We start from the raw sequence: 12,266 nt of genomic DNA on the forward strand, positions 1-12,266 counted from the left end.
CGCCAAGCGATTGATTTCGCTGGCGACGAGGCGACACAAGTGCCGCATCGTCACCGCAGTATATAGAACGCTGCGACGCGGGAAACTCACCCCGCCGCCGACAGCCTCGTCCCGGTCGCGGCGTCGAACACGTGCAGCCGGCCCGGGGCCGTGCGCAGACCGACTGTGCCGCCCGGCGCCACCGGCAGCTCCGGCGAGAACCGCGCCACCAGCGGCTGCGCGCCGAAGCGCAGGTAGGCGAAGGTCTCGCTGCCGACGGGCTCGACCACTTCGACCTCGGCCTCCAGCTGGGCGGTCTCGCCCGGGCCGCAGGGCAGCAGGTGCTCGGGACGCACGCCGACGTCGACGTCGTGCCCGGACCAGGCCGGCTCCGCCGCCAGCCCCGGCAGCGGCACGGCCCGGCCGTCGGCCAGGGTCAGCAGCGCCCCGCCCTCGCCCGACGCCAGCCGGCCGCGCAGCAGGTTCATCGCCGGGCTGCCAAGGAAGGTCGCGACGAACACGTTCGCCGGCGCGTGGTACAGCGCCATCGGGGTGTCGATCTGCTGCACCTCGCCATCCCGCATCACCACGATGCGCTGGCCGAGGGTCATGGCTTCGACCTGGTCATGGGTGACGTACACCATCGTCGCGCCGAGGCTGCGATGCAGCCGCGCGATCTCGGTGCGCATCGACGCGCGCAGCTTGGCGTCGAGGTTGGACAGCGGTTCGTCCAGCAGGAAGACCTTCGGCTGGCGCACCAGCGCGCGGCCCAATGCCACGCGCTGGCGCTGGCCGCCGGACAGCGCGGCGGGCTTGCGCTGCAGCAGCGGGCGAAGTTCCAGCCGGTCCGCGGCGGCCTCGATCCGCGCGGCGATCTCGGCCTTCGGCATGCCGCGCAGCGTGAGACCGAACGCCAGGTTCTCGGCCACGGTCATGTGCGGGTACAGCGCGTAGCTCTGGAACACCATCGCGATGTCGCGATCCTTCGGCGCGACATCGTTGACCACGCGATCGTCGATCCGCAGCGTGCCGCCGCTGATCGCCTCCAGCCCCGCGATCATCCGCAGCAGCGTGGACTTGCCGCAGCCCGAGGGCCCGACCAGCACCAGCAGTTCGCCGTCGGCGACCTCGAACCCGGCGCCATGCACGGCGACGTGGCCATCCGGGTAGACCTTGCGGAGTCCATCGAGCGTGACCGTCGCCATCGGCAATCCTCATCGGGGAGCGGGACCGGTGCGGTCGCGGGCGGCATGCGCACGGACCGACGGGCCTGTGATAATCTGATGTAACCGTTTACATGATGCCATCGCGGCCGGCACCGAGGAACCCCGGGCATCGGCGGCGACACCCTTTCCAGACGCCACCCCTCCCCCTCCACGGGACGGCGCACCCCGACGCGGCCCATGCCCGTCGGGGCTTTTTTTTGCCGGCAGGCAGGTCGCGACGGTTCAACGCAGCGACACCCGCACCCGACGCGAACCGGGCGGGATGCGCAGCGCGCCGTCCTGCCAGGTCGCGGCGCGGCCGTCGATCGTGGTCCGCCCCGGCTTCACGTCGGCCAGCGGCCACGGCAGCACGGCACCGCCGGACGGCAGGCGCGTGTCGGCGGACAGCGTCAGTTCCAGCGCGTCGGGCGTGCGTCGCAGCGTGTAGCCCAGGGCGCCCTGCGGCGTGCGCAGACCGTCGATGGCGATGCCCGCGCCGTCCAGCCAGCGCGCGGGAATGCCGGCGGCCAGCACCAGCGCGTCGTCGTCCTCGCGACCGTAAGCGAACAGGTCAAGCGCCGAACGCACGAAATCCGAGGCCACCCACGCATGCGGCAGGTCGCCGAGGAAGAACGGCTTGCGCGGCGTGCGCGACACGACCTCGCCCCACTGGTTCCACGCCTGCGGCGCGCGGTCGGCGAAGAAGAAACGGACCGCCTCCCACGCGCGATCCCGCCAGCCCAGGCGCACGAACGCACCGACGTTGCGCCACTCGTAGGGCGTGTAGTCCTTCCAGTCGCGCTGGCCATCGCGGCGCTGCGCGAACTCGCGCCAGTAGCGCTCGAACGTGCCGTGCAGCAGGCCCTGCGGCAGCCGTGCCTGCTCGCCGCCGGGCGCCAGCCCGATGGTAGTCGAGGTCGGATCGAAGTCGCCCAGCTCCGCGGCACCGGGCAGATACGCGATGCCGTGCTTCGCCGTCGCCGCACGCAGCGACGCGTGGAGATCGCCGGCGAAACGGTCGCGCGCGGCGGTCATGCGCGCGACGTCGGCGGTCTCGCCCAACCGCTGCGCGATCCAGACCGCATCCTTGTAACCGCGCAGCGCCCAGAAGTCGTCCCAGTACGAATGCATCGGCTTCGCCGAATAGCCTTCGTGGCTGATCGACACCGGCATCAGCCCGTAGAACGCCGGGTCGCGGGCGCGGTTCTCTTCGGTGCGCTCGCTGGCGCTCAGCGTTTCCATGTAGTCGAACGCGGCGCGCACGTGCGGCCACATCCGGCGCAGGAACGCGTCGTCGCCGGTGTAGCGCGCGTATTCGGCGATCGCGAAGATCAGCTCGCCGTGGCTGTCGTTTTCCGGCACCGGATCGCTGCCGCGATCGTCAACGCAGCATGGCACCTTGCCGTTGTCGAACTGGTACGGCGCATACCATTCGAGATAGTCGCGGACCGCATCGGGCCGGCCCATGCGCAGCAGCGCTTCGGAAATCATCGCGCCGTCGCGGATCCAGCTGCGCGCATACGAGCGCGTGCCCGGCTGCAGGCGCGGCCCCACGCGCGAGATCAGCTGATGCGCCAGCGCGGTGCGCAGGGTGTCGACCAGCGGCTGCCCTTCCGCCGGCACGGTGAAACGCACCGCGCCGAGTTTCGCCCGCCACGCATCGGCGACAATGCGCTGGCGCTGTTCGGCGCTGCAGGGATTGCCCTCGCAGAACGGCGCACCGCCGAGCGGCACGATCACGCTGACCTCGCGTGATTCGCCCGGGGCGAGGCGCCAGCGATACAGCAGCGCACCGGACGCGAGCCCGGTGGCGTCCTCGACGCGATGCGTCGCGGGCCATTCGCCGCTCGCGAGATGCACGCTCGCCATGCCGGCATCGAACGCGGTCGCGAACGCGGCGTCGGGTGCACGCCCCGGGTAGACACGCGACTTGCCGTCGACCTGCACGACACCGTCCTCGCCGATTTCCAGCGACGCGATGCGGCTCACGCCGCCCGTGGTGTTGAGGAACTGGCCGGGCGGATTCACCTGGAACGGCTGCATCGCCAATGCGAGCGTGTAGTCGTGCGGCGTCGACGACGGATTCGACAGCATGTAGCGAGCCACGATCTGCGTGCGTTCGCCCGTCGTGTCGCGATCGACGAACGCGGTCGTGCGCAGCGATGTGGTGTCGTGCGTCCAGTCGACGCTCGGGATCGGCAGGAAGCCGTCCTGCAGCGACTGCGCGGTCGCGACATCGGCCCAGTCCAGCAGCGTGTCGTCGACGCGCACGAATGGTTCGAGGCTGAACCCGCCCTTCGCGACCTCGATCGCGCCATCCTCGCCAATCAGACCCTGCTCGCGGCCGCCGTCGACACCGAGGATCGTCCAGTACGGTTGCTCACCACTGAACCCGCGCGGGAAACGGCCGCGCGGCTGGTCCTGCGCGACCGCGGCGACGAATGCATTCGGCGTGGCCGCGAAGGCCAGCGGCTCGACCATCGCCTGCACCAGCTCCGCGGCGTTGTCGCGGCTTTCGATCGCGACGTAGCGCGCTTCGGATTCGGGCGTCGCGATCCAGTCGCGGCCGCCGTCGCTGCCGGACACCGTGCGCAGCGTGCGCCAGTCGCGACCGTCGTCGGACGCCAGCACGGCGTAGTCGGCGGGACGATCCTTCCAGTCCAGACGCAGCCCGCCGAATTCCGTCGACTGGCCGAGATCGAGGATGAGGCGCTGCACGCCCTTGCCGCCGATCCACGCCGTCGCGGGATCACCGTCGATCGTCTTCGCGGCATCGCGACCATGCGCGCTGGCCTGCGCAGCGACGATGTGCGGTGCCGCCACGTCCGCCGGCAGCGTGGTGAAACGCAGGTCGTCGAAGCAGACCGTGCCCTTGCCGCCGGCGCTGTTGTTGAGCGTGAATTCGAGCTTGGCGCTCGCGCGCAGTTGCTGATCGCTGCCGGGGCCCCAGGCCTTGCCGATCATGCGGCGCTTGTAGCGCACCGCAGTCCAGTCGTGCGGGAATGCGTACTTCGGCCGGTTGACCCACCACACGTTGTCGCCGCTGGTGTCGATCAGCTTGAACTGGAGGTCGTTGGCCGGCGAATCGCCGCGCAGGCGCAGGTCGAAACGGTAGTTGTCGGGGTAGTCCATCGGCAGGTCGCGCTGCATGCCGACGTAGCCGGAGACGCCGTTGAAGTCGTAGTCGAGGCAGAGCGCGCCGGCATCGGCACGAATGCTGCCGGTGACCTGGGTGGAGGCGATGACGCGCCAGGGAGCGGGGTTGGAGAAATCGTCGAGGAGTTTGCTGCTGTCGGCGCCGTGGGCGGCCGGCGGTGAAAGGAGCAGCAGCGACGACAATGCAAGGGAGAAGAATTTCATTTGAATCGAGTGCCGGGCTGAAGAAGTGTGCGATGCCGTCCGTGGCGCAACGTGGCGGGCTGCGGATCGCCCGGCCCGTGCATCCATGCACGGGCGTTCGCGGCCACGCGCGGCAGTGCCGCGCAAGCGTGGCCGCTCACCCTTTCACGCTCCCGAGGAGGAGGCCCTGGATGTAGTAGCGCTGGAGGGCGAGGAACAGCAGCAGCACGGGGGTCACGGTCAGCACCGCGCCGGCCATCATCATCTCGACGTCCTGGATGTGCTCGCGCGACAGCGAGGCGAGCGCGACCGGCAGCGTCTGGTGGGTCTGGTCGGTGAGCACGATCAACGGCCACATGAAGTCGTTCCAGCTGCCCATGAAGGTGAAGATCGCCAGCGTCACCAGCACCGGCTTGAGCATCGGCAGCACGATGCGGAAGAAGATCCGCCATTCGCCGGCGCCGTCGATGCGCGCGGCTTCCATCAGTTCGTCCGGGATCGAGCGCGCGTACTGGCGCACGAGGAAGATGCCGAAGATCGACGCCAGGCCCGGGATCACCACGCCGGCGTAACTGTTCACCAGCCCCATTTCCTTCAGCATCAGGAACAGCGGCAGCATCGTCACCTGCGACGGGATCACCAGCGCCGCCAGCAGCGCCTTGAAGATGCGCTCGCGGCCGGCGAAGCGCAGCTTGGCGAAGGCGTAGCCGGCCATCGCGTTGATCATCAGCGACAGCAGGGTGATCGCCGAGGACACCAGCACGCTGTTGAGGAAATAGCCGCCCATGCCGATGCGCAGGAACAGCGCGCGATAGTTGTCGAGCGTCGGCACGTCGGGCAGCAGCGGCGGCGGGAAGCGGCTGGCGCCGCCGGCCGGCATGAACGACACCGACAGCATCCACAGCAGCGGCGCAAGACTGAGCAGCGTCAGCACGATGAGCGCGGCATGCACCAGCAGCGCATGCCCACGCGAATCGCCGACGGTGCGGACGGCGCTCATGCCAGCCCCCGGCGGCGCCCGAGCCGCAGCATCAGCGTGGTCACCGCGAAGATGATGAGGAACAGCAGGAACGCGACCGCGGACGCACGGCCGAGGTTCCACCAGCGGAACCCTTCCTCGAACATGAAGTACAGCACGCTGACCGTGCTCTGCAACGGATCGCCGCGGGTCATCACGTAGGGTTCGGCGAACATCTGGAAATAGCCGGCGACGGTGATCACGCCGACCACCATCAGCACCGGACCGAGCATCGGCAACGTGATGTGCAGGAACTGCCGCCAGCGGCTCGCGCCGTCGATGCGCGCGGCCTCGTACAGATCCTGCGGGATGGCCTGCAGGCCGGCGAGGAAGATCACCATGTTGTAGCCGAAGTTCTTCCACACCGCGAGCAGGATGATCGTCGGCATCGCCCAGTGCGGATCGCCCAGCCAGTCGACCGGCGCGATGCCGAGATGCCCCAGCCCCCAGTTCACGAGGCCGTAGCTGGTGTGGAAGAGATAGCGCCAGATCACCGCCACCGCGACCAGCGTGGTCACCACCGGTGCGAACAGCGCGGTGCGGAAAAACGCGCGGAAGCGGGTGACCGGCGCATGCAGCAGCAGCGCGGCGCCGAGCGAAGTGCCGATCGACAGCGGCACGCCGACCAGCACGAAGTAGAAGGTGTTGCCCAGCGACTTCCAGAACAACGGCGTCTGCAGCAGGTCGACGTAGTTGTGCAGGCCGACGAAACGGAGGTTGTCCCAGTCGGCGAGCGCGTAGAGATCGAAATCGCTGAGGCTGAGCAGCAGCGCCGCCAGCACCGGCAACCCGAAGAACACCCCGAGCACGATCAGCGCCGGCGCCACGAACGTCCACGCGGCGAGCCGCGCGTTCACGGGGCCGCTCCCGACGTCGCTGCACGTCGTGCTTCGACCCAGCGACGCTTCTCGAGCAGGCCGTTCACGGTCGCGTCGAGCTCGCGCACGGCCGTGTCCGCGGGCTCGCCGCCACGCACCACACGTTCGCTCGCGAGTCGCATCTCCTGCACGATGCGCTCCCACTCCAGCACCTTCGGCGTCGGCTTCACGCGTTCGAGCTGGTCGCGGAACGCCGCCGCGTACGGGTCCGCGCGCAGCGTCGCGTCGTCCCACGTGCTGCGCCGCGGCGGCAGGTCGCCGATCTCCGCGTGGAAGCGCCGTTGCACGTCGGGCCGCGACAGGTATTCGATGAACGCCCAGGCTTCAGCCTTGCGCGGCGAATGCCGCGACACGACGAGACTGGTGCCGCCGGCGATGCCGGCGCCGGGGCCGTCCGGCCCGGGCAGCACCGCGGTGCCCCAGGCATCCTTCAGCGCCGGCGGTGCGCGCAGGCGGAATTCGCGGATGTTCCAGGGCCCGGAAACGTAGAACACGAACAGTCCGTTGAAGAATTCGTCCCAGACGTTGGAGATCTGCGTCTCCGACATCGGCGGCGCCCAGCCCTTGCGGAACATGCCGTCGTAGAACGCCAGCGAACGCCGGAAGCCGGGGCTGTCGAAGTTGCTGCGGCTGCCGCGCAGCAGCGGATCGTCCTGCTGCAGCGAGAACGACAGCAATTGCTCGAATTCGTTGAGCGGTAGCAGGATGGCGTAGCGGTCGCGGCCGCGCAGGCGCTTGATCGCCGCCATCTGCGTCTCCCACTCCGCCCACGTGCGCGGCGGCGCGGTGAAACCGGCCTGCGCCAGCAGGTCCTTGCGATAGAAGATCAGCCGCGTGTCGACGTACCACGGAATGCCGTACAGCCCGCCGTCGACGACGTTGGTGTCCCAGATGCCGGGGAAGTAGTCGGACGCCGTCAGCGCCTTCGAGCGATCGACGTACGGCTGCAGCGGTTCCAGCGCGTGCAGCTCGGCGAACTCCGGCATCCACGTGTTGCCGAGCTGGAACACGTCCGGCAGCGCGTCCGCGGCGTAGGCGGTCAGCAGCTTCTCGTGCGCGGCGGTCCACGCCACCTGCTGGATCTCGACGTGCACGCCGGGATGCTCGCGTTCGAACTCGGGGATCAGCGCGCCCACGACCTCGGCCTCGCGGCCCATCGCCCAGAAATGCAGCACGGTGCGATCGTCGCGGCGACTGCATCCTGCCGCGACGAGCAGGGTGCAGAGCGCCATCAGGCAGGCGATCGCGTGCGGACGCATGCCCTGCCCTAGCGCGACGTCGGTGCGGGGGCCGGCGTCTCCAGCCAGCCGCCGGTGAAACCGGCGCGTTCGAGCCCGCGACGGATGTAGGGATTGCGCTTCATCGTGTTCCAGATCAGGGCGTCGCGATGGTTGGCGATGCCGCCCAGCAGCGAACCCTGGTCGATGCCGATGTGATCGGCGGCGAACCAGCCCTTGCCCGGCACGACCCGCCCGGTCACGACCGGAACGTCGTAGTCGAAGCTGGGATTGAAGGAATCCACGAACCCGTAGCGTCCGTACAGATCCGCGCCGTAGCGGTCGTGCATGGCCTGCGCCACCGGCACGACGATCTCGGGCGCGAACGGCAGCGACGACAGCGCCGCGGCCGGCGCCAGCGTGCCGTCGTCGAAGGCATCGGCCAGCCCCGCGCCGCGCGCGCTGTAGCCGCGGAATTCGCGCTCCTGGCCGCGATACGTCTGCCGCGTGTTCTGCGGCCCGTCGCAGGCGGTCAGCCCCCAGATCGCACCGTCGTAATCCTTCCAGCCCATCGGATTGGCGATCGCGTACGCGCGCTGCGCCAGCGTCGCGCGCCGGCTGTTCTCGAAATAATCGAGATCGTGCGCGCGCATCCAGTCATCGCGGATGCCGCGGAAATCGATCCAGACATGGCTGAACTGGTGTCCGAACAACGGCCCGAAGCTCAGGTGCGTCTGGCCTTGGAACGTGCCCCAGGAACGCGGGTAATCCGCGGTCCACGCCTGCCAGGCCTCCGGCGCCACCGGGTGCGTCGGCGAGCCGAGCGCGAGCACGTAGACCAGCATGGCTTCGTTGTAGCCGCGCCAATCGTGATCGATGAACCCCTTCTCCGGCGTCCAGCCCATGGAGATCGCCGGCGGCCGCGGCTGCATCCAGTCCCATTCGACGCGCCGGTACAGCGTGTCGGCGAGCGTGCGGATCTCGGTTTCGACCGGATCGTCGCGGTCGTAGTAACTCTGCGCGAACAGCACGCCCATCAACAGCAGGCCGGTGTCGACGCTCGACAGCTCGACCCACGTGCCGAAGCGCCGGCCCTCGCGCATGTCGAGGAAGTGGTAGTAGAAGCCGTGGTACGACGCCTTGCCGGTCGCCTCCGGGCCCGACGGCAGGTCACGCAGGAAGCGCAGCGTCGTGCGCGTGCGCTCGGCGGCCTGTGCGCGCGTGATCCAGCCGCGCTCGGCGCCCACCGGATACGCGGTGAGCGCGTAGCCGATCGCGGCGACGCTGGCGAACGGCTTCGCGGGATAGCGATCCGGCGCGAGCCCGGTGTCCGCCGGGGTCGTTTCCCAGAAGTAGTCGAACGTCCGACGTTCGATGTCGTCGAACAGGGGCGGCAGCGGCCGCCCCCCGGAATAAGAAGACGCCGGGGCAGGAGCGGGCGCCGCCACGGGGACATGACGGCAACCCAGGGCCACGGAGAGAGAAAGGCACACTCCCAGCCCGGCGATGATGCGAAACACCTTGCGAATCAATGCGTGCTCCATCGGAATCCCGCGCCCCGCCCGGCCCGGAGGCCGGGCGGGGAATGCATCACCAGTCGAAACCGAGCGAAATCTTCAGCATGCGCGGAGGCCACACGGCGTCCAGGTTGTTGCGCTTGCCGAAATTCGGGTTGGTATCGGTCGGACCACCGCGCCACGTGTCGTAGCTGGTGTAGTTGCGCCAGTTGAAGACGTTGAACATGTCGGCGCGCGCATAGAACTTTATGCCGGCGCCGGTATCCCAGTCCTTGCGGATGGCCAGGTCGAACTGCTTGAACCCGATGGTGTCGCTCGGGGTGAAGGGATCGAAGAAGCAGTTGTCGAAACTGGTCGTGTCGTGGCAGTTCACCGCTTCCTTCGCCGTCGGACTGGCGAGGGTCAGCTTCGCGGACATGGTCACGCCACCCAGCAGGTAGATGCCGGTGCCGACGAAACGATGCTTCGGAATGCCCAGCGAACGCGTGAACGGCTGGCCCTGCTGGCCCGAGTAGTCGAACAGGTAGTGCTCGTCGTTGCTCGCCGCGTTGTTGCGGTTTTCCTTGGCGTCGCTGTAGGTGTAGGCCAGGGTGAAGCCCCACGGCGAGGCCTTCGAGTACGGCTTCTCCACCGACAGCAGCAGCGAGTTGATCTTGGTCTCGATGCCGTTGTCGGCGAGAATCAGCGTGCCGAAGCCGGGGATCGGCGAACCCCATGCCTGCCCGCCCCAGGTCGCGCCCGGGTTCGCCGGATTGCGGAAGCTGCCGTCCGCCCAGCGGTTGCCCAGCGAGAACTGGATGCCGTCGTGGCTGCGGATGTGCACCAGCGTCGCCGACGTGTTCCAGTCGTTGCCCCACACCGTGAAGACGTTGCGCATGCCGATGCTGAACTGGTCGGAATACGGCGTCTTGATGTCGTTGTTGATCAGGTTGACTTCGGCACCGAGGTTCGGATTCGCGGCCACCAGCGCGTTGAGCGTGCTCGCGTTGAGATAGCTCGGATTCCAGGCCAGGCAGTTGCCGGTGCCGACCGTGCACGGATGGTCGGTGGTGTTGAAGAAGAAGGTGTAGCGCGGGAAGGTGCTCTTCGACTGCTCCAGCGCGAGGTAGTCGAACAGGTTGCGGTCGTAGGCGCGACCGGCGCCGCCGAAGATCACGTGGCGTTCGTCGCCGGACAGGTCGTAGGAAAAGCCCAGGCGCGGCTGCCAGGCGCCGTCGAAGGCGTGGCGATTGCCGCCCGAGCTGATATAATCCTCGATGTTGTAATCGACGTTCGGGCCGTGGATGTTCGACCAGCCGCGCAGCGCCGAAACGACGTTCGCCGGCGTCACGTAGTTCTCGAAGCCGGGGCTGCGTTCATAGTCGTAGCGCAGGCCGAGGTTCAGGGTCAGCTTGTCGTTGACTTCCCAGTCGTCCTGGAAATAGAGGCCGTACTGCTTGTTGGTCGAACGGATATCGCGGCTGGGCGAACCGGGCAACTGCGAACCGAACTCCACGCGATAGGGAATGAAGCTCGACAGCGAGGTGCGGCCACCGAGGACGTTCTCGATGTAGTCGATGCGGTACTGGGCGTTGTACGGCTGCTGCTCGAAGGCGTTGACCTCGACCGACTTGTACTTGACGCCCATCTTCATCGTGTGCCGGTCGATGCCGGTGAAGGTGAAGTCGTCCTGCAGCGATTGGCCCTTCTGGCCCTTGTCCTGGTAGTCCTGGCCGCCACCGATGTTGATCAGCGCGTTGCCGTTGCTGTTGCCGGTGCGCGTGCTGACGATCTGGTAGCCCGGGCCGATGGTGAGCGGACGCGGATTCCAGGCGTCGTCTTCGGACGTCAGGTGAAAGTCGTTGAGCCAGTTCTGGCCGCTCCACTGCCAGCGCAGGTCGACGCGGGTGCTGTCGTTGCTCTTGCTCGAACCGTAGTCGTGCGTGTTCGGGCCATCGCCGATGCCCGTCTGCTCTTCCTCCGACCGATGCTTGGCCGAGAGTTCGAGCAGATGGTTGTCGTTCAACTGCCAGGTCAGTTTGCCGAAGTAGGTCTCCTGGTCGAAGGGCGCACCGCTCGTACCGAGGTACGACTGCAGTTCCGGCGTCAACAGCGCAGCGTTGAAGGCGTTGTCGCCGAGGCGGATCTCGCGCGGGCGATCGATCTGCTTGGCCTCGTAGGTGAGGAAGAAGAACAGGCGATCCTGCAGGATCGGGCCGCCGTAGGCGACACCGTACTGCTGTTCGCTGGACGGGATGCGCTGGTTGGCGTCGTCCTCGCGCGGCGTCAGCGAGCGCATCTTGTCCGAGGTGTAGTCCCAGAAAAACTGGCCCTTGAACTCGTTGGTGCCCGAGCGCGTGGCGGCGCTGACGGCGGCGCTGCTGATCTGGTCGTACTCGGCCTTGTAGTTCGACGAGATGACCTTGTATTCGCCGATCGCCAGCTGCGGGAACGGGTTGCCGCTGGACGAATCCTGGCCGCTGATGCCGCCCTTCAGCACGTAGTTCTTCTGGCCGACGCCATCGATGAAGACGTTGATGCCGTTGGAGCTCTGCGCGCCGCTGCGCAGCTTGCTCGAACCGTCGGCGCCGGTCTCGAAGATCATGCCGGGCACGGTGTCGGCGAAGGCGAGGAAGTTGCGCGAGGCCTGCGGCAGCGCTTCCATCTGCCGCTGCGACACGTAGGTGGCGACTTCGGAGGTCTTGGCCTCCTGCAGCACCGTGCCGACGACCCGCACCGTGTCCAGTTCGTTGCCGCTGCCGGTGTTGTCTGCGGTTTCGGCGGCATCCAGCGTCACCGTCTCGCCGACGCGCAGGGTGATGTCGCGGCTGGTGGTCTGGCCGCCGGATTCGACGCTGACGTGGTAGGTGCCGGGCGGCAGGCCGGGCAGCGTGTAGCCGCCGCTGCCGCCGGCGGACACCGTGCGCGTGAAGCCGGTGGCGGTGTTGGTGGCGGTGACCTTCGCGTCCGCGCCGGCCTGGCCGCGCAGCGTGGCACCGGTGGACTGCGCGAACGCGATCGGGGCGCCGAACAGCAGGCAGCTGGTCAACGCGACGCTCAGCAGCGAGCGCTGGAGCCGACGGGGTGTCTGACGACGTGTTTGGTTCATGACTGCGCCCCTCCCGAGGGCATGC

The 12,266-nt window shown here is 68.1% G+C and carries 7 protein-coding genes; all 7 read right to left on the bottom strand.

The window, feature by feature from the left end; translation table 11 throughout:
• Positions 1-86: 86 nt before the first annotated feature.
• The 7 genes from ACT53Q_RS01215 to ACT53Q_RS01245 all read right to left on the bottom strand — a co-directional run bounded on the left by ACT53Q_RS01215 (position 87) and on the right by ACT53Q_RS01245 (position 12,241).
• The gene (locus ACT53Q_RS01215) at positions 87-1,184 is read right to left on the bottom strand and encodes an ABC transporter ATP-binding protein (protein ID WP_476184840.1); all 1,098 of its coding nucleotides are present in this window, start codon (positions 1,182-1,184) and stop codon (positions 87-89) included.
• A gap of 243 nt (positions 1,185-1,427) precedes the next feature.
• Positions 1,428-4,544 carry a discoidin domain-containing protein gene (locus tag ACT53Q_RS01220; RefSeq protein WP_476184841.1) on the bottom strand — a complete coding sequence of 1,039 codons (3,117 nt, stop codon included), beginning with the start codon at positions 4,542-4,544 and terminating at the stop codon, positions 1,428-1,430.
• Between the two features lie 136 nt (positions 4,545-4,680).
• Positions 4,681-5,523 carry a carbohydrate ABC transporter permease gene (locus tag ACT53Q_RS01225; RefSeq protein ID WP_476184842.1) on the bottom strand — a complete coding sequence of 281 codons (843 nt, stop codon included), beginning with the start codon at positions 5,521-5,523 and terminating at the stop codon, positions 4,681-4,683.
• A complete protein-coding gene (locus ACT53Q_RS01230) occupies positions 5,520-6,398 on the bottom strand; it encodes a carbohydrate ABC transporter permease (RefSeq protein WP_476184843.1) in 879 nt (292 codons plus the stop codon). The genes ACT53Q_RS01225 and ACT53Q_RS01230 overlap by 4 nt, the downstream gene beginning before the upstream one ends.
• Positions 6,395-7,678: a sugar ABC transporter substrate-binding protein gene (locus ACT53Q_RS01235; RefSeq protein ID WP_476184844.1), complete on the bottom strand. Its 1,284-nt coding sequence runs from the start codon at positions 7,676-7,678 to the stop codon at positions 6,395-6,397. The genes ACT53Q_RS01230 and ACT53Q_RS01235 overlap by 4 nt, the downstream gene beginning before the upstream one ends.
• 8 nt (positions 7,679-7,686) lie before the next feature.
• The gene (locus ACT53Q_RS01240; protein ID WP_476184845.1) at positions 7,687-9,180 is read right to left on the bottom strand and encodes a glucoamylase family protein; all 1,494 of its coding nucleotides are present in this window, start codon (positions 9,178-9,180) and stop codon (positions 7,687-7,689) included.
• Between the two features lie 46 nt (positions 9,181-9,226).
• Positions 9,227-12,241 (bottom strand): TonB-dependent receptor domain-containing protein, encoded by a 3,015-nt coding sequence (locus ACT53Q_RS01245; RefSeq protein WP_476184846.1) that lies wholly within the window; start codon positions 12,239-12,241, stop codon positions 9,227-9,229.
• Positions 12,242-12,266: the final 25 nt, after the last annotated feature.

Source organism: Lysobacter sp. DMC97, from assembly GCF_056313745.1.